Annotated in this window: 23 protein-coding genes and 1 riboswitch; of the genes, 18 read left to right on the top strand and 5 right to left on the bottom strand. The window is 71.8% G+C overall.

All coding sequences use genetic code 11. The annotated features are described in order from the left end of the window. Positions 1-3: 3 nt before the first annotated feature. From IEY30_RS03175 to IEY30_RS03220, 10 genes are all read left to right on the top strand, one after another. Positions 4-939, top strand: coding sequence for a DUF881 domain-containing protein (locus tag IEY30_RS03175; protein WP_229674808.1), 936 nt, complete (start codon positions 4-6; stop codon positions 937-939). Further along, positions 936-1,268, top strand: coding sequence for a small basic family protein (locus IEY30_RS03180; RefSeq protein ID WP_142177902.1), 333 nt, complete (start codon positions 936-938; stop codon positions 1,266-1,268). The genes IEY30_RS03175 and IEY30_RS03180 overlap by 4 nt, the downstream gene beginning before the upstream one ends. 2 nt (positions 1,269-1,270) lie before the next feature. Next, positions 1,271-2,416, top strand: coding sequence for a DUF881 domain-containing protein (locus IEY30_RS03185; RefSeq protein WP_030146113.1), 1,146 nt, complete (start codon positions 1,271-1,273; stop codon positions 2,414-2,416). Positions 2,417-2,567: 151 nt separating this feature from the next. Next, complete coding sequence (gene gcvH / locus IEY30_RS03190; RefSeq protein WP_030146112.1) at positions 2,568-2,957, top strand: glycine cleavage system protein GcvH; 390 nt, start codon at positions 2,568-2,570, stop codon at positions 2,955-2,957. A 112-nt stretch (positions 2,958-3,069) separates the two neighbouring features. Then, the gene (locus IEY30_RS03195) at positions 3,070-3,540 is read left to right on the top strand and encodes an FHA domain-containing protein (protein ID WP_030146111.1); all 471 of its coding nucleotides are present in this window, start codon (positions 3,070-3,072) and stop codon (positions 3,538-3,540) included. Continuing rightward, on the top strand, positions 3,537-4,262 hold the full coding sequence (ftsR, locus tag IEY30_RS03200) for a transcriptional regulator FtsR (RefSeq protein WP_030146110.1): 726 nt from the start codon (positions 3,537-3,539) through the stop codon (positions 4,260-4,262). The genes IEY30_RS03195 and ftsR overlap by 4 nt, the downstream gene beginning before the upstream one ends. Positions 4,263-4,303: 41 nt before the next feature. Beyond that, positions 4,304-4,825 carry a bifunctional nuclease family protein gene (locus tag IEY30_RS03205; protein WP_030146109.1) on the top strand — a complete coding sequence of 174 codons (522 nt, stop codon included), beginning with the start codon at positions 4,304-4,306 and terminating at the stop codon, positions 4,823-4,825. A gap of 271 nt (positions 4,826-5,096) precedes the next feature. Beyond that, positions 5,097-5,681: a MerR family transcriptional regulator gene (locus tag IEY30_RS03210; protein ID WP_030146108.1), complete on the top strand. Its 585-nt coding sequence runs from the start codon at positions 5,097-5,099 to the stop codon at positions 5,679-5,681. 116 nt (positions 5,682-5,797) lie between these two features. Then, positions 5,798-5,897, top strand: a riboswitch (glycine riboswitch). 80 nt (positions 5,898-5,977) lie between these two features. Further along, positions 5,978-8,905, top strand: coding sequence for an aminomethyl-transferring glycine dehydrogenase (gcvP, locus tag IEY30_RS03215; protein ID WP_030146107.1), 2,928 nt, complete (start codon positions 5,978-5,980; stop codon positions 8,903-8,905). Positions 8,906-9,009: 104 nt separating this feature from the next. Further along, entirely contained in the window at positions 9,010-10,497 is a 1,488-nt protein-coding gene (locus tag IEY30_RS03220) for a glutamate-cysteine ligase family protein (RefSeq protein WP_030146106.1), read from the top strand. A gap of 60 nt (positions 10,498-10,557) precedes the next feature. On the opposite strand, the gene IEY30_RS03225 is transcribed toward IEY30_RS03220, so the two are convergent. Next, positions 10,558-11,982 carry an exonuclease/endonuclease/phosphatase family protein gene (locus IEY30_RS03225; RefSeq protein WP_030146105.1) on the bottom strand — a complete coding sequence of 475 codons (1,425 nt, stop codon included), beginning with the start codon at positions 11,980-11,982 and terminating at the stop codon, positions 10,558-10,560. A gap of 136 nt (positions 11,983-12,118) precedes the next feature. Continuing rightward, on the bottom strand, positions 12,119-12,745 hold the full coding sequence (locus IEY30_RS03230; protein ID WP_030146104.1) for a histidine phosphatase family protein: 627 nt from the start codon (positions 12,743-12,745) through the stop codon (positions 12,119-12,121). 82 nt (positions 12,746-12,827) lie between these two features. Here IEY30_RS03230 and IEY30_RS03235 point away from each other — a divergent pair, with 82 nt between their 5' ends. Further along, the gene (locus tag IEY30_RS03235; RefSeq protein ID WP_030146103.1) at positions 12,828-13,697 is read left to right on the top strand and encodes a PhzF family phenazine biosynthesis protein; all 870 of its coding nucleotides are present in this window, start codon (positions 12,828-12,830) and stop codon (positions 13,695-13,697) included. Between the two features lie 2 nt (positions 13,698-13,699). Then, positions 13,700-14,239, top strand: a complete 540-nt coding sequence (locus IEY30_RS03240; protein WP_229674832.1) for a DUF1697 domain-containing protein — start codon at positions 13,700-13,702, stop codon at positions 14,237-14,239. 112 nt (positions 14,240-14,351) lie between these two features. Here IEY30_RS03240 and IEY30_RS03245 read toward each other — a convergent pair whose 3' ends face one another. Next, positions 14,352-15,113, bottom strand: a complete 762-nt coding sequence (locus IEY30_RS03245; protein WP_030146101.1) for a TrmH family RNA methyltransferase — start codon at positions 15,111-15,113, stop codon at positions 14,352-14,354. An 85-nt stretch (positions 15,114-15,198) separates the two neighbouring features. Here IEY30_RS03245 and IEY30_RS03250 point away from each other — a divergent pair, with 85 nt between their 5' ends. The 4 genes from IEY30_RS03250 to IEY30_RS03265 all read left to right on the top strand — a co-directional run bounded on the left by IEY30_RS03250 (position 15,199) and on the right by IEY30_RS03265 (position 19,812). Further along, positions 15,199-16,362 carry an LLM class flavin-dependent oxidoreductase gene (locus IEY30_RS03250; protein WP_030146100.1) on the top strand — a complete coding sequence of 388 codons (1,164 nt, stop codon included), beginning with the start codon at positions 15,199-15,201 and terminating at the stop codon, positions 16,360-16,362. Continuing rightward, positions 16,359-16,976, top strand: a complete 618-nt coding sequence (locus IEY30_RS03255; RefSeq protein WP_030146099.1) for a CE1759 family FMN reductase — start codon at positions 16,359-16,361, stop codon at positions 16,974-16,976. The genes IEY30_RS03250 and IEY30_RS03255 overlap by 4 nt, the downstream gene beginning before the upstream one ends. A 213-nt stretch (positions 16,977-17,189) precedes the next feature. Next, the gene (locus IEY30_RS03260; protein ID WP_030146098.1) at positions 17,190-18,461 is read left to right on the top strand and encodes an APC family permease; all 1,272 of its coding nucleotides are present in this window, start codon (positions 17,190-17,192) and stop codon (positions 18,459-18,461) included. Positions 18,462-18,585: 124 nt separating this feature from the next. Next, a complete protein-coding gene (locus tag IEY30_RS03265; protein ID WP_052358079.1) occupies positions 18,586-19,812 on the top strand; it encodes a Tle-like phospholipase domain-containing protein in 1,227 nt (408 codons plus the stop codon). Between the two features lie 77 nt (positions 19,813-19,889). Here the strand turns inward: IEY30_RS03265 and lhgD are convergent, their stop codons facing one another. Continuing rightward, on the bottom strand, positions 19,890-21,089 hold the full coding sequence (lhgD, locus tag IEY30_RS03270; protein ID WP_030146096.1) for an L-2-hydroxyglutarate dehydrogenase: 1,200 nt from the start codon (positions 21,087-21,089) through the stop codon (positions 19,890-19,892). 4 nt (positions 21,090-21,093) lie between these two features. Continuing rightward, complete coding sequence (locus IEY30_RS03275) at positions 21,094-21,477, bottom strand: GNAT family N-acetyltransferase (RefSeq protein ID WP_030146095.1); 384 nt, start codon at positions 21,475-21,477, stop codon at positions 21,094-21,096. A 27-nt stretch (positions 21,478-21,504) separates the two neighbouring features. On the opposite strand from IEY30_RS03275, the gene IEY30_RS03280 reads away from it, so the two are divergent. Together IEY30_RS03280 and IEY30_RS03285 are read left to right on the top strand one after the other, a co-directional pair. Then, entirely contained in the window at positions 21,505-22,125 is a 621-nt protein-coding gene (locus IEY30_RS03280; RefSeq protein ID WP_030146094.1) for an L-threonylcarbamoyladenylate synthase, read from the top strand. Between the two features lie 75 nt (positions 22,126-22,200). Then, positions 22,201-24,162, top strand: a complete 1,962-nt coding sequence (locus IEY30_RS03285; RefSeq protein WP_052358249.1) for an amylosucrase — start codon at positions 22,201-22,203, stop codon at positions 24,160-24,162. Positions 24,163-24,200 lie beyond the last annotated feature (38 nt).

The raw sequence follows: 24,200 nt of genomic DNA on the forward strand, positions 1-24,200 counted from the left end.
TCGATGACGCTGCTGACCACGATGATGGAGCGGCCGCTCGACGCCGGCTACCAGGAAGCGGCCGACCGCCGCGCCGCAGCCGGGCTTCCGCGGGCCACCTCCACCCGCACCGTCCTCGTCGTCGTGCTCATGGTCCTCGCCGGCTTCCTCTTCGCGGTGGCTGCGCAGTCCCTGCGCCCCAAGCCCACCGCCGCGGCGGCGGTCAAGAAGGAGCTCGTCACCCGCATCGAGGCGCTGCAGAAGCACGGCACCGAGCAGGAGGCCAAGGTCGCCTCGCTCGGCAAGCAGGTCCGCGAGTTCGAGGCCCTGGCCCTGCAGCAGTCGGGAGGGCCTGACCTCACGACCACGATCAAGGACCTCGAGGTGCAGGCCGGCGCGGTGCCGCTCACCGGTCCCGGCCTGACCCTGACCCTCGACGACGCAGCCTCGACCCAGGCGGACGGCAACGCCGGCAACCGCCCCAGCAGCGGCTTCGAAGAGGGGCGCGTCACCTCCGGCGACCTGCAGATCATCGTCAACGGGCTCTGGGGAGCGGGGGCCGAAGCGATCTCCATCAACGGCCACCGGCTCAGCTCGACCGCCGCGATCCGCTTCGCGGGCCAGGCGATCATCGTCGACTTCCGGCCCCTCTCGCGGCCCTACGTCATCACGGCGCTCGGCGACTCCCAGGGCATGCAGCAGCTCTTCGAGCCGTCGTTCGCCGGGCTCTACCTCTCGCAGCTCACCGAGGAGTACAAGATCCGGTCGATCATGGCAGGCAGCGACTCGCTCACCGTGCCGGGTGACTCGGCGGCGCGGCTCGAGGTCGCGAAACCCGTCGGGCCGCCCGTAGTCTCGACCGCGCCTTCGACGTCCTCGACGCCGTCACTCCAGAAGCGCACGACCACCCCCGCCTCACCCAGCTCCGCCACACCGACCCGTCAGGAGACCTCGTCGTGATCCCAGTTCTCGGCCTCGTGGCCGGACTCGCGGTGGGTCTCTTCCTCGATCCGTCGGTGCCCGTCTGGCTCCAGCCGTACCTGCCGATCGCCGTCATCGCGGCCCTCGACGCCGTGTTCGGCGCCATCCGCGCGATCCTCGACGGCATCTTCAACGACAAGGTCTTCGTCGTCTCGTTCCTGTCGAACGTCGTCGTCGCCGCCTTCATCGTCTTCCTCGGTGACCAGCTCGGTGTCGGCTCGCAGCTCTCCACCGGCGTCGTCGTCGTGCTCGGCGTGCGGATCTTCTCCAACGTCGCCTCGATCCGTCGGCACCTGTTCAAGGCCTGACGATGGCGAAGCGCAAGAAGGGTCGCCACGACCCGACCACCCCGCCGATCTCCGATCCAGCCACCGAGGCAGCCACCGAGGCAGCCACCGGGGCAGCCACCGAGGCGGAGGTGGGGCAGGACGCACCCGTCGCAGCCGCGACCCCGCAGTCCGACGCGGCCACCGAACCGCACGCACCCGACCCCGAACCGGCACTCGACCCGACGCCCGAACCGGCACTCGACCCGACGCCCGACCCGACGCCCGACCCGACATCCGGCCCCGTCGCTGCCGACCCTGCTGGTGAAGCCGACGACAACGTCGACCACAAGACCGATCACGACGTCGCCGCTCCGCCCGCCCCGATCTTCGGCACGGGTCTCGACGACGGTGCCGAGGTCGACTTCACCTCGTCCGAGGCGCACGAGAGCGGGACCAGCCGCGTCCCGGTCGAGGGCCGGGACGCGTGGACGCGTCTGGTCAAGATGAGCAAGCCCCGCGCCACCCGGGCCAACCTGCTCGGCGCACTGCTCGCGGTGCTGCTCGGCGCCGGGATCGCAGCCCAGGTGCAGCTGACCAACCAGCGCGGTCTGGACGAGCTGAGCCAGACCGACCTCGTCCGCGTGCTCGACGACATCTCGCTGCGGTCCTCGCGCCTGGACCAGCAGGTCCGTGAGCTGGAGTCCACCCGTGACCGTCTCAAGAACGGCACCGGCACCGCGGCGGAGGCCCTCGAGCAGGCCCAGAAGCGCGTGGACACCCTCGGCATCCTGGCGGGGACCCTGGCCGCCAAGGGGCCGGGCATCACGTTGCGCGTCACCGACCCCACCAACGCCGTGACGGGTCCGATCGTCCTCGACATCATCCAGGAGCTGCGCGACGCCGGCGCCGAGTCCATCGACGTCGGGGGCGTCCGTGTCGTCGCCTCCTCGTTCGTGGGCGACAAGGGAGGCCAGATCCTCGTCGACGGCGTCCCCGTGCCCCGTCCCCTCGTCATCAAGGTCATCGGCGACTCCAAGACCCTGTCGTCGGCCATGACGATCCCCGGCGGGATCGTCGAGTCGGTGCGGCAGAAGGGCGCCGAGGCGGTCGTCACCGAGTCGAGCCTCATCGAGATCACCTCGCTGCACCGGCCCACGGCCATGACGCACGCCAAGCCGGTCGAGTGATCTCGGCACACCCACCCGGCCCCACTTCCTGCGCGGCCCGCACGGGTCTGGCATCCTCTCAGGTGCCGCCACATGGTCTGCGGCACCCACGCACAGCAGCACGCGCGGCCCCGACCCCCCTGACCAGGGCCGCCACCGACGAAGGAGCGACATGAGCGAGCTGGACTACCCCTCTGACCTGCGCTACACCAGCGACCACGAGTGGGTCCGCGTCGGCGACGACGGGGTCGTCCGCATCGGCATCACGGCGTTCGCGCAGGACGCCCTCGGCGACGTTGTCTACGTGTCCCTGCCCGCCGTCGGCGACACCGTGACGCCGGGGGACTCCTGCGGCGAGGTCGAGTCGACGAAGTCGGTCAGCGACGTCTACGCGCCGCTCGAGGGTGAGGTCACGGCGACCAACGCCGCGCTCGACTCCTCGCCCGAGCTGATCAACTCCGACCCCTACGGCGAGGGCTGGATGTTCGAGCTCCGCCTGGCCGACGCCTCGTCGGTCGAGGGCCTCATGGACGCCGCGACCTACACGGCTTCCCTCTCCTGACTCCAGCCCCCACCCGGGGTACCCGCTCGTCGTGGCGCCGGGCAGGATGTGACCTGCCCGGTCAACTAGAGTGGATGCACCCGAATCCGCCCGCACCACAGAGGAGGACCGCATGTCGAGCAACCTGCCCGACCCCGACGACATGAACGTCGAACCCCGCACCATGCGGTTCCAGGGCGTGCCGTCGCAGGACAGCGACCACGTCGACACCGTCACGCCGCGCGGACTCAGCGCCGAGGACCAGGCCACCATCGACGCGCTCCGTCCGGGCACGGCGCTGCTGGTCGTGCTCCGAGGACCCAACACGGGAGCGCGCTTCCTGCTCGACGACCAGCAGGTGGCCGCAGGTCGCCACCCGGACTCCGACATCTTCCTCGACGACGTGACCGTCTCGCGCAAGCACGCCCTGTTCGTGGCGCAGGGCGGTGGCTACGTCGTGCGTGACGCCGGCTCGCTCAACGGCACCTACGTCAACCGCGAACGCATCGACGAGGCCCCGCTGCACCTCGGCGACGAGGTCCAGATCGGCAAGTTCCGTCTCGTCTACTACTCGTCCGGAGCCCCCCAGACCGCACCGGCATGACCGCAGGCACGGCGGCGGCCGACGGGGCTGCTCCGTCCCCGCGGCGCCTGACCATCGGCAAGGTGCTGGCCGCCCTGTCCGAGGACTTTCCGGACGTCTCGGCGTCGAAGATCCGCTTCCTCGAGGCCGAAGGTCTCGTGCAGCCGCACCGCACGGCTTCCGGCTACCGCACGTACACCGAGGACGACGTGCGCCGCCTGCGCTACGTCCTCACGGCTCAGCGCGACCGCTACTGGCCGCTCAAGGTCATCCGCGAGGCCCTCGACGCCCTGGACCGGGGACTCTCCGACCCGGCGGAGGACCCCGGTGGGCGCCCCGAACCCCCGACGCCCACCGCCGACCCGGAGGTGCCGAGCCCCGTCGACCTGCTCCCTGCACCGGTCGTGTCGCTGACGGGTCCGGAGCTTCGGGCGGCCACCGGCATCGACCGCGACACGATGCACGCCCTCGAGACCTACGGCCTGCTCCAGGCCGACGAGCGCGGCCACTTCGGGCACGAGGCGCTGGCCATCGGCGCGGCGGCCCGCACGCTCTCCGACCACGGGCTCGAGCCTCGCCACCTGCGGCCGTTCCGCACCGCCGCCGACCGCGAGATCGGCCTCGTCGACCAGGTGCTGGCCACCCGCCGGGGGAGTGGCACCCGGCAGGAGCGTGCGGCCGAGATCGCTTCTGCCTGCATTGCCCTGCACGTCGCTCTGGTCCGGGCGGGGCTGCGCCGCTGAGGCCTGCCCGCGTCGACGACGGGCCGGGGTACGGTGGAGGAGTGAGAGAGGTCGATGTCCTGGGCGTCCGCGTCGAGATGCCCACGAACCACCCGATCGTGCTGCTGCGAGAGCGGGACGGAGGCCGCTACCTGCCGATCTGGATCGGGGCGGCCGAGGCCGCCGCCATCACGTACGCGCAGCAGGGCGTCGTCCCGCCACGGCCACTGACGCACGACCTGATGCGCGACCTGCTCGCCGTGCTCGGACACGAGCTCACGGAGGTGCGCATCGTCGCCCTGAAGGATTCCGTCTTCCATGCGGCGCTCATCATCGACGGCAAGGTCGAGGTGGGATCGCGTGCCAGCGACGCCATCGCCCTGGCCCTGCGCACCGGCGCCAAGGTGCTCGTCGAGCCGGCCATCCTCGACGAGGCCGCCATCGTCGTCTCCTCCGAGGAGGACGACGAGGTCGAGCGCTTCAAGGAGTTCCTCGACCACGTGTCAGCAGAGGACTTCGAGGGCCCGGCCCCGGAGTCCCAGGAGCCCGGCGACCGCCCGGACCGGCCCGACCGTCCTGAATGAACCTGCTGACTGACCATCCTGGCTCATCCACGCCGCCGGGACGCAGCAGGCCGGCCGCGTCACCACGACCGCCGTCAGGGACGCTTACCGTGAGGTAGAGGTCGAAGGTTTGCGTAGAGGCCCCCGACACGCGGTGCCGTTAGCACGTCCGGTGATTGACCGCAGCACGGCGGCGGCCTACCGTCAGTAGAACGACGTGAGTGTAGTTATCTGGATGTCGTCTGCGCGATCGCACCACCGCGACTCGCAGCCTGAGCACGAGGAGGACGGCATGGCCGCCATCGAGGACGCGCGTGACACCGGCCGGGCCCTGCCCGTCGGGTCCCAGGGCCTGCTGTTCACCGACGACCTGCCCGAGCTGGACGAGGACAGCGGCTACCGCGGTCCGACGGCCTGCAAGGCGGCCGGCATCACGTACCGCCAGCTCGACTACTGGGCCCGCACCGGCCTCGTCGAGCCGTCCGTGCGCAGCGCCACCGGCTCCGGCACCCAGCGCCTCTACGGCTTCCGCGACATCCTCGTGCTCAAGGTCGTCAAGCGACTGCTCGACACCGGCGTCTCCCTCCAGCAGATCCGGGTGGCCATCAGCCACCTGCGCGAGCGCGGCGTCGAGGACCTCGCCCAGATCACGCTGATGAGCGACGGCGCCTCCGTCTACGAGTGCACGTCCGCCGACGAGGTCATCGACCTCGTCCAGGGCGGACAGGGCGTCTTCGGCATCGCCGTCGGGCGCGTGTGGCGCGAGGTCGAGGGCGAGCTCGCCCACCTGCCGAGCGAGCGGGCCGACGACGACAGCTCGCTCGACCACCCCGACGACGAGCTGGGCGCCCGTCGCCAGGCACGACGGATGGCCTGACCCGACATCTCCTGACATCTTCTGGCTCCACCTCGACACGGCCCGACCGGACACCCGGCCGGGCCGTTCGCATGACCGGAAAGCCCGCGCCTGCTGGTAGATTCGACAGTGCCGATCGACCCTGCGTGGGAGAGTCCTCGGGGTGCCACGCACCTACGAGGCGCCGAAGGGGCAACATCCCCGGAACCTCTCAGGCGCCAGGACCATGCGGGTGAGGCAACTCTGGAGACACCGCTCTGCGGTGCTCGACAGACGGGGAGCGTGTGTCGTCCGCTCGTACCCGTCAGGAGCCCCGCATGTCGATCGACCAGCTCGTGCCCGTCACCACCGGAACGTCCACCGAGACGGTGATGGCCGACTTCGTCAGCCGCCACGTCGGTCCCGCCGGTGACGACGTGCGCCACATGCTCGAGGTGGTGGGCCAGCCCAGCCTCGATGCCATGTGCGACCGCGCCATCCCCGGCGCCATCCGCTCCGAGACGCCGCTGCGCGTCGAGGCCGCCGCCAGCGAGAGCGCCGTCATCGAGGAGCTGCGCGGGTTCGCCTCGCGCAACACGGTGCTGACCTCGCTCATCGGGCTCGGCTACTACGGCACCGTGACGCCGCCCGTCGTGCGTCGCAACGTCCTCGAGAACCCCGCCTGGTACACCGCCTACACGCCCTACCAGCCCGAGATCTCCCAGGGCCGTCTCGAGGCCCTGCTCAACTTCCAGACCGTCATCACCGACCTCACCGGCCTCGACGTCGCGGGCTCCTCGCTGCTCGACGAGTCGACCGCCGCCGCCGAGGCGATGTCGCTCATGCGCCGCGCGAGCAAGGCGTCCGCGGACGCCGTCGTCCTCGTCGACGAGCGGCTCTTCCCGCAGACGATCGCCGTCATGCGCACGCGTGCCGAGGCCCTCGGCCTGCCCGTCGTCGTCGCGGACCTGCGCGGTGTGACCGACGCCGACTCGCTCTCCGAGGCGGCAGGCGGCAAGGCGGTCGTGGGCGCCATGGTGCAGTACCCCGACGCGACCGGCGAGCTCGTCGACTGGGCTCCGCTCACCGCTGCCGTGCACGAGGCCAAGGGCCTGGTCACGGCCTGCGCCGACCTGCTCGCGCTCACCCTCGCCACCGCCCCCGGCGAGTGGGGCGCCGACATCGCCGTCGGCAGCGCCCAGCGCTTCGGCGTGCCGATGGGCTTCGGTGGGCCGCACGCCGGCTACATGGCGGTCCACCGCGGACTCGAACGCCAGATCCCGGGCCGCCTCGTCGGCGTCTCCGTCGACGCCGAGGGACACCAGGCCTACCGCCTCGCCCTGCAGACGCGTGAGCAGCACATCCGTCGCGAGAAGGCGACCTCCAACATCTGCACCGCGCAGGTCCTGCTCGCGGTCATGGCGAGCATGTATGCCGTGTGGCACGGTCCCGTCGGCCTCGTGGCCATCGCGCAGCGCGTGGCTCGCCTGACCGGGGCGCTGCGAGGCGCCCTCGTCGACGGTGGCCTCGACGTGGAGACGACGTCCTTCTTCGACACGCTCACCGTCGTCGTGCCGGGTCGCGCGGCCGAGGTGACGGCGACCTTCGCGGACCGGGGCATCAACGTCTGGCGCGTCGACGCCGACCGCGTGTCGCTCAGCCTCGACGAGACCTCCACGGCCGCAACGGTGCTCGTGGTGCTCGACGGCTTCGGCCTGGAGGCGGGCGACGACGTGACGTCGGCGTCCGGCGCGACGGGAGCACACGGCATACCCGAGGGTCTGCAGCGCACGTCGGACTTCCTCACGCACCCGGTCTTCCACGCCCACCACTCCGAGACGGCCATGCTGCGCTACCTGCGCCGGCTCTCCGACCGGGACTTCGCGCTCGACCGCGGCATGATCCCGCTCGGCTCGTGCACGATGAAGCTCAACGCCACCACGGAGATGGAGGCGGTCACCTGGCCTGAGTTCGCCAACCTCCACCCGTTCGCCCCGGCCGAGCAGACCGAGGGCATCCGCGCCCTCATCGACGACCTGTCGGGCTGGCTGTGCGAGATCACCGGCTACGACGCCGTGTCGCTCCAGCCCAACGCCGGCTCCCAGGGGGAGTTCGCCGGGCTGCTCGCGATCCACGCCTACCACCAGGCGCGCGGCGAGGGCCACCGTCGCATCTGCCTCATCCCGGCGAGCGCCCACGGCACCAACGCCGCGTCAGCCGTCATGGCGGGTCTCAAGGTCGTCGTCGTCAAGACGGCCCCGGACGGCACCGTCGACATGGACGACCTCCGCGCCAAGATCGAGACGCACCGCGACGACCTCGCCGCGATCATGGTGACCTACCCGTCGACGCACGGGGTCTACGAGGACACCATCACCGAGCTGTGCGAGCTCGTCCACGACGCGGGCGGCCAGGTCTACGTCGACGGCGCCAACCTCAACGCCCTCGTCGGCCTCGCTCAGCCGGGCAAGTTCGGCGCCGACGTCAGCCACCTCAACCTGCACAAGACGTTCTGCATCCCGCACGGCGGCGGCGGCCCGGGTGTCGGCCCGGTCGCGGTCCGGCAGCACCTCGCGCCGCACCTGCCCAACCACCCGCTCGCCCCCGAGGCCGGCCCCGGGTCGGGCGTGGGCCCGGTGTCCGCCGCCCCCTACGGGTCGGCGAGCATCCTGCCGATCTCGTGGGCCTACGTGCGCCTCATGGGCGGCGAGGGCCTGCGGCACGCGACGCAGATGGCCGTCCTGGGCGCGAACTACATCGCCGCTCGGCTGCGCGAGCACTACCCGGTGCTCTACTCCGGCCACGACGGGCTCGTCGCCCACGAGTGCATCCTCGACGTCCGGCAGATCACCGCCGAGACCGGAGTGACCGTCGACGACATCGCCAAGCGCCTCGTCGACTACGGCTTCCACGCGCCGACAATGAGCTTCCCGGTCGCGGGCACGCTCATGGTCGAGCCCACGGAGTCGGAGAACCTCTACGAGCTCGACCGCTTCTGCGACGCGATGATCGCGATCCGCGGCGAGATCGAGGAGGTCCGCTCCGGCACGGTCGCAGTTGCCGACAGCATGCTGCGCCACGCGCCGCACACCGCCCTCAACATCGCGGGGGAGTGGGACCACCCCTACGAGCGCACTGCCGCCGCCTTCCCGGTCGGCGTCCACGCCGCCGACAAGTACTGGCCGCCGGTGAGCCGCATCGACGGCGCGTACGGCGACCGCAACCTCGTCTGCTCCTGCCCGCCGCCGGAGGCGTTCGAGGGCTGAGTCCCGCCGACGGAGTGGTCATCACCTGGGCCTCGCGCGCCCACGTGATGACCACTCCGCGCGCGCGTCTCGCGCCGGGCCCGTGAGTGTGGTTGTCTCCTCACGTGGGAGCCGACGTCGAGCAGGCCAGGTACACGCGCGAGCAGCGGCAGCAGTACCGCGAGAAGGTACGCCGCGACCTCGACGTGTTCGAACGCATGCTCGGCAAGAGCGAGTTCGAGTTCGACCGCCCCATGACCGGTCTCGAGATCGAGCTCAACCTCGTCAACGAGGACCTCGGGCCCAAGCTCGACAACAAGACGGTGCTAGAGCAGATCGCCGACGAGGACTACCAGACCGAGCTCGCGCGCTACAACATCGAGCTCAACGTCCACCCGCGCCCGCTTCCGGGCGACTCCGCGATCGAGCTCGAGGATCTGCTGCGCGAGTCGCTCAACCGCGCGTCCGCCAAGGCCGCCGAGGCGCACGCCGGGATCGTCGCCATCGGCATCCTGCCCACGGTCATGCCCGAGCACTTCGAGGGTGACTGGATCAGCGAGAACATCCGCTACGCCGCGCTCAACAACGCCGTCCTCGACGCCCGCGGCGAGGACGTCTGGCTCGAGCTCGAGGGCCCGACCGGCGAGCGCATCGCACGCTACTCCGACAGCCTCGCTCCCGAGTCGGCGTGCACCTCCATCCAGCTACACCTTCAGGTGCAGCCTGAACGTTTCGCCGACCACTGGAACGCCGCTCAGGTGCTCGCGGGCCCTCAGCTCGCCCTCGGCGCCAACTCGCCGTTCTTCCTCGGGCAGCGGCTGTGGGCCGAGACCCGCATCCCGCTCTTCACGCAGGCCACCGACACCCGCTCCGTCGAGCTGAAGAACCAGGGCGTGCGCCCGCGCGTCTGGTTCGGCGAGCGGTGGATCACCTCGATCTTCGACCTCTTCGAGGAGAACGTCCGCTACTTCCCGGCGCTGCTGCCCGAGCTCTACGACGAGGAGCCCGAGGAGGTCTTCGAGCGCGGCGAGGTCCCGGAGCTCAAGGAGCTGCGGCTGCACAACGGCACCGTCTACCGCTGGAACCGCCCGATCTACGACATCGTCGGCGGCCGCCCGCACCTGCGCGTCGAGAACCGCGTCCTGCCGGCAGGCCCGAGCATCGCCGACGTCATGGCCAACGCCGCCTTCTACTACGGCACGATGCGCGTGCTCGCCGAGGAGGACCGTCCGGTGTGGACCCGGATGAGCTTCTCGGCCGCTGAGGCGAACTTCGAGGAGGGCGCGCGTCTCGGCATCGACGCGCGCACCTACTGGCCAGGGTTCGGCGACGTGCCGGCCACCGAGCTCGTGCTGCGCCGGCTGCTTCCGATGGCCCACGAGGGCCTCGAGCGCTGGGGCGTCTCGGCGGCCGTGCGGGACCGGTTCCTCACGATCATCGAGCAACGCTGCCTGCTGGGCGTCAACGGAGCCTCGTGGCAGACCGAGTGCGTCGCCCGGCTCGAGGCCCAGGGGCTGACCCGCGACAAGGCGCTGCGCGAGATGCTCCGCCACTACATCGAGGGCATGATGGCCAACGAGCCGGTGCACACCTGGGAGCTGCCCCGCGGGTGACCCGGGTAGGGCTCACTGAGGGCGCTGCTCAGCGCCTGCTGAGGCCGACTCCGAGCGGCCTCACGGCAGGCGCAGGTCCGCCACGACCATGTTGTGGTCCGACGGCCGGGCGCAGTCGGTCGTGGCCATGACGTTCTCCCACCGCGCCGCGCCCCACACGCCCTTGACCGTGACGACGTCGAGGCGACTGCCCCAGCCGGTGCCCGGCACCGTGAGCGTGCAGGCGAAGTGGTTCATCGTCGTGTAGCGCGGGTTCACCTGCGTGACGGCGGCGGCCGCGTCGTAGTAGCCGGCCGACACGAGCGTGTCGTGGGCGTCGTAGCCGCCCTGGTTGTTCTGGTAGGTGTTGAGGTCGCCCGAGAGGACGACGGGCAGCCGCCCGGTGTTCAGCTGGTCGATCCGCGCCAGGACCGTGCGCACCTGCGTCGCCCGCAGCCGCTCGTAGGTCCGCTCCGTCGTGTAGCTGGTGCTGTGCCGCTGGTCGAGGTGGGCCGACACGACGTAGAACTGGCGTCCGGTCGTGCGGTCGGCCAGGACCGCGTACGAGGCGCGCCGGCGCGCCCACGCGTCGTCGGTGCTGAGCGTCGGGAGCAGGATCGTGCAGGAGCTCGAGTAGCTGTTGTTGCTCAGCGGGTTGGTGTCCGAGCGTTCGGGGCACGAGCTGACGAGCCGGTAGCGGCTGGAGTCGTAGAGGATGCGCGCGCCCTGGATGGCCTCCGGCGTGCCCGGCGCCGCGAAGCGGGTGGAGCGCACGAGCTGGTAGCGGCCACCGCCCTGCGCGGCAAGCGTGTCGAGCAGGCTGCGCACCTGGGTGAGGCTGCCGGCCGTGCTCGGCTGGGAGCTGCCGTCGGCGCGGCCGATCCCCAGCTCCTGCAGGCTCACGACCCCCGGATTGCGCGAGAGGATCGTCCGCGCGATGCCGGGCACCCGGGTGGTCCACGGGCGCACTCCGGAGGTCGTCGTGGCGGTGTGTACGTTGAAGGTGGCGACGCGCAGCGCAGTGCCGGTGGTCGAGGGCGTGGCCGGCTTCACCGCGACGTTCTGCAGGTAGGGCCAGTTGCGCGTGGCGGTGCCGGACGCCGTCTTGTTGACGGCCTTGAAGCGGTAGTAGAGGTGGTTGGCGGAGGACGTGCCGGCTCCCGCAGTGGCCAGCTGGGCCGCGGTCAACGTGACGGAGCGCCGGTTCGCTGGGACGGTGAAGTACGTCGCCCGGCGACCGTGGTCCGGCAGGACGGGGTCGCCGACCTTGAAGGTGGTCAGACCGGTCTCGATGACGAAGCCCGTCGTGCTCGCGCCGGACGCCACCCAGGTGAAGGTCACCTGGCCGGCAGCGGGCCCCGGCTTGGCGACCACAGACGAGATGGCACCCGGGGTGGCCACCCCGGCATCGGCCGCCGGCGCGGTCGTCACCGCGGCGAGGCCGGCGAGCAGGGTCGCGACGACGGTGGCGACGCTCGTGCGGACGGTGGTGGGCGTGCGGCTCACGGCAGCTCCTCGGGTCGAGCCAGGGCGGGGAAACGGTAACCCGCCCCCGCGCCCAGCCGCAGGGTTTTCGTCCCTTTCGTCCCGCGGTCGTGAACCGTCGCCTCCTCCGCTCGGTAGCCGGTCGGCCCGACGGTGGTCAGTCCGAGAGCAGGCGCCAGGGGGAGAGGTTGTACATCCCGAGGCAGCGCGTCGAGCGGTGGTGCGTGAGCACGCTCATCGACCCGGCGTCGAGGATGAGCTGCTGACCGAACCTCGGGTCGAGCCCGAGGTAGGTCGCCGTCAGGACGCGCAGCGCGTGGCCGTGACCGAAGAGGGCGACGTCTCCCCGCTCGAGGTCGGGCCACACCTTGTCGATGACCCGCTGGGCGCGCGCCGAGACCTGCTCGATCGTCTCGCCGGGGGTGACGCCGGGCTGCACGCCGTCGACGAACACCTCCCAGGGGTGGCCGATCTCCGCGGTGATCTGCTTCGTCGTGATGCCCTCGTAGGCGCCGTAGTCCCACTCGCGCAGGAGGGGCTCGACCTCGAAGTCCCCGAGCCCCGCGAGCTCGGCCGTGCGCTTGGCCCGCTGGAGGGGGGAGACGAGGACGCGCTCGAAGCGGTGCTTGCTCAGCACTCCGGCGAGCTCACGAGCGGCCGCCTCACCCTCGGGCAGGAGCGGCAGGTCGGTCGTGCCGGTGTGCTGCCCGCTGAGCGACCACTCCGTCTCGCCGTGCCGGAAGAGGTAGATGTTGCCGGGAACGACGCCGTCGGGGGTGGCCATGACCGCCACAATATCGGCGCGCAGGTGCGCGGTCCGTATGCCGTCCGTCCACGGGAGGGCGACGCTCCGGCAGACTCGGACCATGGACCTGCGCTTCGACCTGCTCAACGTCTTCTCGATCGAGGGTCGACCGTTCTCGGGCAACCCGCTCTGCGTCTTCCCCGACGCAGGCACGCTCTCCGACGCGGAGATGCTCGCCTGGGCCCGACAGTTCAACCTCAGCGAGTCGACCTTCGTGACCTCGACGGGGAACGGAGCGACGGGGGAGGCCGCGGTGCGCATCTTCACCCCCGGCCACGAGATGCCCTTCGCCGGCCACCCCACCCTGGGCACGGCCGAGGTCGTCGCCTCGCTCAACGGCTCCGACGGTGAGCCCGACCTCGTGCACCTCACGATGCCCGCGGGCCGCATCCGGGTGACCCGCATCGACGGCGGGTGGCGCCTGACGGCGCGCCCGGCGACCCTGCGCGAGGTGACGCCCAGTGCCACGGACCTCGCCGCGGCCCTCGGCGTGGATGTCGCCCGCGTCGTGCGCTCGGACGCGAGCTGGGTCGACGCGGGCGTCGAGCAGCTCGTCGTGCGCCTCGATGACGTCGAGGCCGTGCGCGCGTGCGACCCCGACGCGCACCTGATGGCCGAGCACATGACGTCCCCCGGCACGCCGCCACACGTCTACGCATGGGCCTGGAGCGGCCCACGCAGCATCGACGCCCGACTCTTCTACACCCAGGACCGGGCGGTCCTCGAGGACCCTGCCACCGGTTCGGCGTGCGCCAACCTCGGGGGCTGGCTCGTCGCGCAGGGCGTGCGCGACGTCTCCGTCGAGGTGAGCCAGGGAGCCGCCGTCGGACGGCCCTCACGCCTGCTCCTCGACGTCGACGAGCAGGGCGGCGTCCACGTCGGCGGACGGGTGGAGCGCGTGGGCAACGGCACCTGCTGGGTGGGTGCGTGAGCATGGCCACCTTCGTCGCCTTCCTCAGGGCCGTGAACGTCGGGCAGCGCTGGGTCAAGATGGCGCACCTGCGTGAGCACCTGACCGAGCACGGCTTCACCGATGTCGTCACGCACATCCAGAGCGGCAACGTGCGGGTCACGACGCCGATGCGCAGCATCGGCAAGGTGGAGTCCGCCCTGCGCGACCTCATCAGCGACGAGTTCGGCTTCGACGTGCCTGTCATCGCCCGGACCCCGGCCGCCGTGAGGCAGACTGCCGCCGATGCCGACTCGGCGCAGTCGCCGCTGGGCGCCGACGCCCGCCGCTACGTCACGTTCACGACCGGCGGGATCACCGCGGACGGACGCCGGGCACTCGAGGCGTGGGACGAGCCGGGGGAGAGGGTGCTCGTGCTCGGGAGCGACGTGCTGCTCTTCCTCACCAAGCCCGCACACCAGGCGAAGCTGACGAACGCCCGGCTCGAGCGCCTGACCGGGGCCACCGGCACGGCCCGGGACATCAAGGTCGTGCGCGCGCTCGCCGAGAAGTGGGGCCCCTGACGCGGTCTCGGCCCGACGGACCGCCACGAACCACGCGCGTCACCGCGCCGACGTGCGTGAGCCGGGGCGCACGGCATACCTCATGGCGGTCCGCCGGACCGCGTGCACCAGCTCAGAGGCGCGCGCGGCGGACGAGCTCGAAGCAGACGACGGCGGCCGCGGCGGAGACGTTGAGCGACTCGACGCCGGCCGCCATCGGGATCGACACCCACGTGTCGACGAGGTCGGCCACCTCGGGGGTCAGCCCGTCGGTCTCGCTGCCGAGGACGAACGCGACGGGCTCGGGCAGGTGCGCGGCGAAGAGGTCGTCGTCGCCGCCGGCGTCGAGCCCGACGACGTGGAAGCCCGCGTGCTTGAGGTCGGCCACCGCCTCGGCCGCGGTGAACGCCTTGAGGATCGGTGCGCGGAACGCGACGCCGGCCGAGGCCTTGACGACGAGCGGGTCGAGCGAGGCGACGCCCTTGCGGGGCACGACGATGCCGTCGACGCCCGCGGCCGTGGCCGAGCGCAGGATCATGCCGACGTTGGCGGGGGTCGTCACGCCGTCCAGCACGAGCACGGCCCGCAGGGACGCGGCGTCCTCGGCCAGTGCGGCCTCGAGCGGCCGCATCCGCGGCGCCACGACGTCGGCGAAGACGCCTTGGTCCTGACGGCCGTTGCCGGCGAGCTTCTTGACGCGTTCGGCGCTCGCGTGCTGCACCTCGACCCCGCGGCGGCGCGCGGCCTGCTGGATCTCGCGCAGCCCGCTCCCGCGGGCACCGTCGGCGATGACGACCTTGTCGACGTGGAGGTCGCCGTCGAGGAGCACTTCGTGGACGGGGTTGCGGCCGTAGACCGTGATGAAGCGGTCCTTGGGGGAGATCTCGGCACTCACCGCGACAGGATGTCACAGCGGGAATGGGAGAGGGGGGCCCGACGTTCGGTATGATTGAATCGTCAATCAAAAGGAGCTGGGACACATGCAGTTCGGGATCTTCACCGTCGGGGACGTCACGACCGACCCGACGACGGGGCGCACGCCGACCGAGCACGAGCGCATCGAGGCCACGGTCGCCATCGCCAAGAAGGCGGAGGAGGTCGGGCTCGACGTCTTCGCGACGGGGCAGCACCACAACCCGCCGTTCATCCCGTCGGCTCCCACGACGACCCTCGCCTACATCGCCGCCCACACCGAGCGGATCATCCTGTCGACGTCGACGACCCTCATCACGACCACCGACCCGGTCCGCATCGCCGAGGACTACGCGACGCTGCAGCACCTGAGCAACGGCCGCATGGACCTCATGATGGGCCGCGGCAACACCGGCCCGGTCTACCCGTGGTTCGGCAAGGACATCCGCGACGGCATCCCGCTCGCCATCGAGAACTACGCGCTGCTGCACCGCCTGTGGCGCGAGGACGTCGTCGACTGGCAGGGCAAGTACCGCACGCCGCTGCAGGGCTTCACCTCGACGCCCCGCCCGCTCGACGGCATCCCGCCGTTCGTCTGGCACGGCTCGATCCGCAGCCCCGAGATCGCCGAGCAGGCCGCGTACTACGGCGACGGGTTCTTCTCCAACCACATCTTCTGGCCGGCGAGCCACACCAAGCAGATGGTGCAGCTCTACCGGCGCCGCTTCGAGCACTACGGCCACGGCCGCGCCGACCAGGCGATCGTCGGGCTCGGCGGTCAGGTCTTCATGCGCAAGAACAGCCAGGACGCCGTTCGGGAGTTCCGCCCGTACTTCGACAACGCCCCGGTCTACGGCCACGGCCCGTCGCTCGAGGAGTTCACGAGCCAGACGCCGCTGACGGTCGGCAGCCCGCAGGAGGTCATCGAGAAGACGCTCGGCTTCCGCGAGTACGCCGGTGACTACCAGCGCCAGCTCTGGCTGCTCGACCACGCGGGCCTGCCCCTCAAGACGGTCCTCGAGCAGCTCGACATCCTGGGCGAGGAGGTCGTGCCCGTCCTGCGCAAGGAGTTCGCCGCGCTCCGGCCCGCGCACGTCCCGGACGCCCCGACCCACCCGAGCCTGCTCGCAGCCGCCGGAGGAGGGCACGACAGCACCGTGCACGCCGTCGACGACGTGACCGGCGCCTCGCCCGAGTCCGACCACACAGCCACCCTGGAGGTGACCAAGTGACCTTCCACATCGCCGTCATCACCGCCGGCATCACGCAGCCGTCGTCGACGCGCCTGCTCGCCGACCGCCTGACCGAGGCGACCGTCCGCGCGCTCGGTGCCCACGACGTGGGCGACGTCGTCGTCGAGGTCGTCGACGTGCGCGACGTCGCGCACGACCTGACCAACAACGTGCTCACCGGCTTCGCCTCGCCCGACCTGCAGGTCCGACTCGACGCGATCGCCGAGGCCGACGCGGTCGTCGTCGCCACGCCCGTGTATGCCGCGTCGTACAGCGGGCTGTTCAAGATGCTCGTCGACGTGCTCCCGAAGGACGCGCTGCGCGACACCCCGGTGCTGCTCGGCGCCACCGGTGGCACGGCACGCCACTCGCTGGCGATCGACCACGCGCTGCGCCCGCTGTTCGCCCACCTGGGTGCCCTCGTGGCCCCGGTGGCGGTCTTCGCCGCGAGTGAGGACTGGGGCAGCGTCGACGCGGGCCGCCTCGGCGAGCGCATCGACCGGGCCGGCACGGCCTTCGCGGCCCTGATCAGCGGCTCGACGCGTGCCGCCCGGGTCGACCCGTTCGAGGACGTCACGCCCTTCGAGGCGATGCTCACCGACCTCCGCGGCTGAGCGGCGTCGCCCCGTCGATCACCGACCACGACCCGGTCGGGGCCTGCCGGCCCCGGCCGGGTCGTTCGCTGCCCTGACGTGATGTCGGCCAGGCGCCGGCCAGGCGCCGGCGAGGCGTCGGCGGGGCGTCGGTGAGTTGTCGCGACGATGGCGCGTGAGCAGGCACCCGCTCGTCCGGTCGAGCCGTGCCCGTCGCCCCGGCAGACTCGGGGCATGACCTCGCCGCCCTCACACCCGTCGCTCGTCCGGCGCCTCAGGACGCGCGACGCGGTGTTCATCGGCGTCGGGTCGATGGTCGGCGCGGGCCTGTTCACGGCGTTCGCCCCCGCCGCGGCGGCTGCTGGCTCGTGGCTGCTGGTCGCCCTCGCGCTCGCGGCGGTCATCGCCTACTGCAACGCCTCGTCGTCGGCCCAGCTCGCCGCGCAGTACCCGACGTCCGGAGGCACGTACGTCTACGGCCGCGAGCGACTCGGCCCGTGGTGGGGCTTCGTCGCCGGCTGGGGCTTCGTGGTGGGCAAGACCGCGAGCTGTGCGGCGATGGCGCTCGCCGTGGCCGTCCACGTCGTGCCGCCCGTCTGGCAGCGACCCTTCGCGGCGGCGACCGTCATCGCGATCGTCGCCGTCAACTACCGCGGCATCACCCGGACGGCACTGCTGACGCGGTGGCTCGTCAGCATCGTCCTCGCGCTCCTCGCCGTGGTCCTGACGGTCGCTGCCGTCGTCCGGTGGGACGCGCCACCGGTCGACGGAGGCCTGCCTCTGCCCGGTGCCGGTGGCGTGGGCGGGGTGCTGCAGGCGGCGGCCCTCCTCTTCTTCGCCTTCGCCGGCTACGCCCGGGTCGCGACGCTGGGGGAGGAGGTGCTCGACCCGTCCCGGACCATCCCGCGTGCCGTCGCGCTGAGCTTCGCGGTCGTCGCGCCGTTGTATGCCGTCACCGCGGTCCTGCTGCTCCGCGCCCTCGGTCCGGGCGCCACGGCGTCCACCGAGGCCCCCGTGCGGCAGCTCGCCGTCGTGGCGCAGGGGCCGGACGGCTGGCTGCCGTGGGCGGCCTCTGCAGCGGCCGTGGTGGCCGCGCTCGGGGCCCTGCTCGCCCTCGTGGCCGGGGTGGGTCGCACGACGCTGGCCATGGCACGCGAGGGTGACCTGCCGCGGGCGCTGTCAGCGGTGCATCCCCGCTACCACGTGCCCCACCGGGCCGAGGTGACGCTCGGGATCGTCGTCGTGGTGCTCGTCCTCGTCACCGACCTGCGTGGCGTCATCGGGTTCTCCTCCTTCGGCGTCCTCACCTACTACGCCGTCGCCAACGCTGCCGCTCTGACGCAGGACGCGACGCACCGGCGCTACCCACGCGCGTTGGCCGTCGCCGGTCTCGTCGGATGCCTGGCGCTGGCCGTCGCCGTGCCGACCGGGTCCCTCGCCGCCGGGGCCGTCGTCCTGGTGGTCGGCCTGCTGGGACGCCTCGTCGTCGTCCGCGGTCGGTCCTGAGGGTCGACCGCACCACACGTGGCGCGATCGTGACGGGTGAGCGCGACACGCTGGGGAGTGCTCCCCATGGACCGGCGGGTGGGCCCCACCTACCGTGGGGCCCACCATCGACAGGAGGCTCCACGTGCTCTACCGCAAGGGTGCAGACCCCCAAGCCCTCGAACGCACCGCACGCGAGCTCTCCGCGTGCGCCGCCGAGGTCGACGGCATCCGCTCCACGGGGGCACGGGCTCTCGCCGTGATCGGACGCTCGTGGGGCGGCGACGACGCGCGCTCGGCCCAGGACGACTGGCGCACGACGTCCGCCTCCCTCGTGGCGCTCGGGACGACGCTCGACACCATGTCGCGCCGGCTCACCGCCAACGCTGCGGCCCAGCGAGGCACGAGCGAGCTCGGCTCCGGCACGGGGTCGCCCGGTCCGCTGTCCCCGCTGTCCCCGCTGTCCCCGATCTCACCGCTCTCACCGTCCCGGCTCTTCCCCTGGCTCGGCGGTGCCGGCACGTCCGGAGGCGAGTCGATCGCCCCGCCGCCCCCGCTCGCCGACCAGGTCCGCGGGAACACACCTCACGACATCGACCTGGAGCTCGCGCACCTCGCCGACAACGTCTACCACCCGAGTGCGGTCGACGGCTGGTCGCCGCTGGGGGAGGAGGAGCTCCAGCAGCTGGGGATCGACCCTTCCCGGCTGCACCAGCGTGACGGTCTCGACGCCGCGGTCTACCGCAACGACGACGGTCAGTACGTCCTCGCTTTCGCCGGGACGTCGTCGATGACCGACTGGGGGACCAACGTCCAGCAGGGCGTCGGACTCCTCAGCGGGCAGCACCTGCAGGCGATCGCGCTGGCCCAGGGCCTCGCCGGCGCGGTGGGGAGCGACAACATGGTCATCACCGGCCACTCGCTCGGTGGTGGCCTCGCGAGCACGGCCTCGGTGGCCACCGACATCCCTGCAGTGACGTTCAACGCGGCGGGCGTGCACCCCAACACCGTGGCCGCCGCGACGGCGCTCGGCGGCGGTGACGCGGGCTACTCGTCGGGCCAGATCCGCAACTACCACGTGCGGGGCGAGATGCTGACGACCCTGCAGAACCCGCTCGGCTCCTTCATCGACCACGTCCCGCTCGTCGGGGACAACCCGCTGCCCAACGCCCTCGGCACCCAGATCGCGATCAACCCGACGCACGGTCCCGAGATCAAGATCTCGAAGTGGACGGCGATGGCCGGCACCGTCGCCCCGGCCATCGTCGGGATCGACGCCGGACTCGACGTGCTGGGCTGGTCCAAGGACGCCCACGGCGGTGACTCGGTCGTCGAGGCGATGGAGGCGAGCACCTACTTCGGCAAGCAGTGACGCTGCCGCGCCTGCGTCCGGTCCAGGGTGCGCGACCGCGACCGCGACGGCGACGGCGGCCGCGGCTGCGGCCGCGATCAGCCGAGGTCGAGCCGCTCCACGACGAGGTCGGCGATGGCCAGGGACGCAGTGGCCGCCGGCGATGGCGCATTGCGGATGCACAGCACCGACCCGACCCGGCTGAAGCGGAAGTCCTCGACGAGGGAGCCGTCGGGATCCATCGCCTGGGCCCGCACTCCGGCCTCGCCGGGCACGACGTCGGCGTGCGTGATCTCCGGGACGTAGCGGCGTGCGCGCTCGACGAACACGCGGCGGCTCAGGGAGCCGGCCACCTCGTGCGCGCCGGTGAGCAGGTTGGCGCGCGCGAAGTGCCGGAACCCCCGCGAGACGGCGAGCGCCCGCACCACGTCGAGTTCGACGTCCCTGCGGCGGTAGCCCTCCCGGGCGGTCGCGAGGACCGCGTTGGGGCCCAGGAGCACGTTGCCGTCGACACGGCGGGTCAGATGAACCCCGAGGAACGGGTAGCGCGGGTCGGGCACCGGGTAGACGAGGCCGCGGACGAGGTGTGTGGCGGAGTCGCGCAGGCGGAGGTACTCACCCCGGAACGGCACGATCGCGGGGCTCGGCCCGTCTCCGGCGAGAACGGCGAGCCGGTCGGCGTGCAGGCCTCCTGCGACCACGACGCGGTCCGCCTCGAGACGACGGCCGTCGGCGGCCCGGACCTCGACAGCGGAGTCGCGGTGCTCGAAGGCGGTGACCTCGAAGCCGGTGAGCACCCCTGCGCCACGGGCGGCGGCGTCGTCCAGCATGGCCGCGGCCACGGCGGGGAAGTCGGTGATCGCCGTCGTCGGGGAGTGCAGCGCCGCGCGACCGACAGCGTGCGGCTCGACGTCGCGCAAGGCGTCGGGCCCGAGCCACCGAAGGCCGGGCACGCCGTTGGCCCGGGCCCGGACCTCGATGTCACGAAGGCGTCGCGTCTCCTCGTCGTCGAGGGCGATGACGAGCTTGCCGACCTCGTCGTAGGGCAGCCCACGCCCTCGGCAGTACCGACGGAGCCGGTCGACGCCCTCGCGCGACAGCCGTGCCTTGGCGGACCCTGGCGCGTAGTAGAGCCCCGCGTGCACGACCCCGCTGTTGCGCCTCGTCTGGTGCAGTGCCGGCTGCGACTCCTTCTCGACGAGGGTGACGTCGGGGCGCGGCTCGCACAGCGTGAGCCGGCGGGCCACGGCCGACCCGACGACGCCGCCGCCCACGACGACGACATGCGGCCGGCTCACCGACTCACCTCTCCGCGGCGGCGGCTCGCTCCGCTGCCTCGACGTCGACGGAGGTCGGCGTGAGGACGCTGCCGGCATACGGCTCGGGGTGCCGACGCAGGTACGTCTTGATGTAGGGGCACAGTGCCACGATCGAACGCCCCGAGGCCATGGTGGCCTCGAGCGCCGACGACGCGAGACGTCCGGCGAGCCCCTGCCCCTCGTGGTCGGGGCGGACCTCCGTGTGGAAGAAGACCACACGGTCGGGGGCGTCCGGTCCGTCGCCGGGGACGACGGCATAGCTCGCGATGCCGATGACGTCGTCGCCCTGACGCAGCTCGAAACGGCCCCGGGCAGGGTTGTCGACGATCTCCACGGCGACCTCGTCCTCACCTGCGTGCTCAGTCATGGACGCCAGCATGGCAGGGTGGGCACCATGGCGAAGTACTTCGACGTCCACCCCGTGGACCCGCAGCCCCGGGCGATCCACCAGGCGGTCGAGATCCTGCGATCAGGCGGACTGATCGCCTACCCGACCGACTCCTGCTTCGCCCTCGGGTGCTCCCTCGACAACCAGGAGGGCAAGGAGCGCATCCTGCGCATCCGGCACCTCGACGACAAGCACCACTTCACCCTCGTCTGCGCGGACTTCGCCCAGCTGGGCCAGTTCGTGCACCTCGACAACTCGGTCTTCCGCGCCATCAAGGCGGCGACGCCGGGCCCGTACACCTTCATCCTGCCGGCGACGAAGGAGGTGCCGCGCAGGCTGCTGCACGCGAAGAAGAAGACGGTCGGCGTGCGCATCCCCGAGCACCCTGTCGTGCGCGAGCTGCTCCGCGAGCTCGGTGAGCCGATCCTGTCGAGCACGCTGCTGCTCCCGGGCGACGAAGAGCCCATGACCGAGGGCTGGGAGATCAAGGACCGCCTCGACCACGTCGTCGACGCCGTCATCGACTCGGGGGAGTGCGGGCTCGAGCCCACCACCGTCGTCGAGTACTCCGACGGCTACCCCGTCGTGACCCGCATCGGCGCGGGCGACCCGACCCCGTTCGAGTAGCGCAGGCCGACGTAGCGCGCGGGCAAGGACGGCGCGCCCCTGTCGCCGGAGCGCCCGGTGCTGTTCAATCGGGCCATGAGCCAAGGCGCCCATGACGCGCGACCCACGCCGGAGTCGGTGACCTCGCTGCTGGAGGGGCTCGACGCGGCGGATCGAGAGACGATCGAGCTGCGGCTGGAGCGATGGTCCGACGACCTCGTCGCCGCGCTGACGGTGCTCTACCCGGAGCAGGACGTGTCAGCGCTGGCCCTGCGCCTGGTCGAGCGCGCGGTCGAGGGCTTCCGGTTGCGGTCGCCGGAGCTGCGCCGCCTCGACCAGCGCCGCCTGCTGCGGCCCGACTGGCTCCAGCAGCCCGACATGTTCGGCTACGCCTGCTACGCCGACCGGTTCGCGCGCGACCTCGAGGGCGTGAGGGCTCACGTCGACTACCTCCGTGACCTCGGCGTCAGCTACCTGCACCTCATGCCGTTGCTGCAGCCGCGGGAGGGCGACAACGACGGCGGCTACGCCGTCCAGGACTACCGCAGGGTCCGGGCCGACCTCGGTGACATCGACGACCTGACACGCCTCGCGAGCGACCTTCGCGGACAAGGCATCTCGCTCGTGCTCGACCTCGTGCTCAACCACGTCGCCCGGGAGCACGAGTGGGCGGCGCGAGCCAGGGCGGGGGAGTCGCGCTACCGCGACTACTTCCACGTCTACCCCGACCGGGTCATGCCGGACGCCTACGAGCGCACCCTGCCGGAGGTGTTCCCCGACTTCGCGCCGGGCAACTTCACGTGGGACGACGAGCTCGAGGCCTGGGTCTGGACGACCTTCAACGAGTGGCAGTGGGACGTCAACTGGGCCAATCCCGACGTGCTCGTCGAGTACGCCGACATCGTGCTCCACCTCGCCAACCTCGGGGTCGAGGTGCTGCGGCTCGACGCGATCGCCTTCACGTGGAAGCGGCTGGGGACCAACTGCCAGAACCAGCCCGAGGTGCACGCGGTGACCCAGGCCCTGCGCACGGTCGCCCGCATCGCGTGCCCGGCGCTCGCGTTCAAGGCGGAGGCGATCGTCGGACCACGCGACCTCGTGCAGTACCTCGGCCAGGGGCCCCACGCCGGCCGGGTCAGCGACCTCGCCTACCACAACAGCCTCATGGTCCAGGTGTGGTCGATGCTGGCGACAGGGAGCACCGGCCTGGCGAAGCAGGCTCTGTCGGCCCTGCCGCCGACCCCGCCCAGCGGCACGTGGATCTGCTACGTGCGCTGCCATGACGACATCGGCTGGGCCATCGACGACAGCGACGCGGCAGCTGCGGGTCTCGACGGCTACGCGCATCGCCGTTTCCTCTCGGACTGGTATGCCGGTGAGCACTCGGGGTCGTGGGCACACGGCCTCGTCTTCCAGCACAACCCGGCCACCGGCGACAAGCGCATCAGCGGGACGGCCGCCTCGTTGACCGGGCTCGCCGATGCCCAGGCCCGCGGTGACGAGGCCGCGCTCGGGCTGGGCCTGGCGCGCCTCTTCCTCGCCCACGCGATGGTGGCGGGGTGGGGCGGGATCCCTGTGGTGTGGAGCGGCGACGAGCTCGGCATGCCGAACGACCCGCACTGGGCGCAGGAGCCCGGCCACGAGGACGACAACCGCTGGGCCCACCGGGAGCGGCTGGACTGGGAGCTCGCGGCCCAGCGCCACGACCTCGACGCCGTGCCCGCGAAGGTGTTCCAGGGCCTGCGTCACCTGGCGGCCGTCCGCGCCGGGCTGCCGCCCCTGCACGCCTCCGGGCCCACCCAGGTTCTGCTCGGGACGCATGACGGGGTCCTCGCCGTGCTGCGCACCCACCCCAGCGGCACGATGGTCTGCGTCTACAACGTGACCGCCACGTGGCAGACCTTCGACATGCGCCACTTCAGCGATGCCGGGATCCACCGGCCCTACGACGCGCTGGGCGGCCACCCCGTGTTCGCCGGCCCCGACGGCGTGGCGTCCCTCAGCCCGTATGCCGCGTGGTGGGTCATCGACGCCCCCGCGGAGGTCCCACACGCCTGACCACCTGCTTCTTGGTTAAGGTTGACCTCTAACCTTTA

The organism is Terrabacter tumescens (genome assembly GCF_014646815.1).
Lineage (GTDB): Bacteria > Actinomycetota > Actinomycetes > Actinomycetales > Dermatophilaceae > Terrabacter > Terrabacter tumescens.

Bases quoted from the DNA above. Each gene is read 5' to 3' on its own strand.
- IEY30_RS03250 (WP_030146100.1), top strand. From the start codon at position 15,199: ATGCAGTTCGGGATCTTCACCGTCGGGGACGTCACGACCGACCCGACG.
- IEY30_RS03260 (WP_030146098.1), top strand. From the start codon at position 17,190: ATGACCTCGCCGCCCTCACACCCGTCGCTCGTCCGGCGCCTCAGGACG.
- IEY30_RS03285 (WP_052358249.1), top strand. From the start codon at position 22,201: ATGAGCCAAGGCGCCCATGACGCGCGACCCACGCCGGAGTCGGTGACC.
- IEY30_RS03235 (WP_030146103.1), top strand. From the start codon at position 12,828: ATGGACCTGCGCTTCGACCTGCTCAACGTCTTCTCGATCGAGGGTCGA.
- IEY30_RS03185 (WP_030146113.1), top strand. From the start codon at position 1,271: ATGGCGAAGCGCAAGAAGGGTCGCCACGACCCGACCACCCCGCCGATC.
- IEY30_RS03195 (WP_030146111.1), top strand. From the start codon at position 3,070: ATGTCGAGCAACCTGCCCGACCCCGACGACATGAACGTCGAACCCCGC.
- IEY30_RS03210 (WP_030146108.1), top strand. From the start codon at position 5,097: ATGGCCGCCATCGAGGACGCGCGTGACACCGGCCGGGCCCTGCCCGTC.
- ftsR (WP_030146110.1), top strand. From the start codon at position 3,537: ATGACCGCAGGCACGGCGGCGGCCGACGGGGCTGCTCCGTCCCCGCGG.
- IEY30_RS03275 (WP_030146095.1), bottom strand. From the start codon at position 21,477: ATGACTGAGCACGCAGGTGAGGACGAGGTCGCCGTGGAGATCGTCGAC.
- IEY30_RS03240 (WP_229674832.1), top strand. From the start codon at position 13,700: ATGGCCACCTTCGTCGCCTTCCTCAGGGCCGTGAACGTCGGGCAGCGC.
- IEY30_RS03175 (WP_229674808.1), top strand. From the start codon at position 4: ATGACGCTGCTGACCACGATGATGGAGCGGCCGCTCGACGCCGGCTAC.
- gcvH (WP_030146112.1), top strand. From the start codon at position 2,568: ATGAGCGAGCTGGACTACCCCTCTGACCTGCGCTACACCAGCGACCAC.
- gcvP (WP_030146107.1), top strand. From the start codon at position 5,978: ATGTCGATCGACCAGCTCGTGCCCGTCACCACCGGAACGTCCACCGAG.
- IEY30_RS03230 (WP_030146104.1), bottom strand. From the start codon at position 12,745: ATGGCCACCCCCGACGGCGTCGTTCCCGGCAACATCTACCTCTTCCGG.
- IEY30_RS03280 (WP_030146094.1), top strand. From the start codon at position 21,505: ATGGCGAAGTACTTCGACGTCCACCCCGTGGACCCGCAGCCCCGGGCG.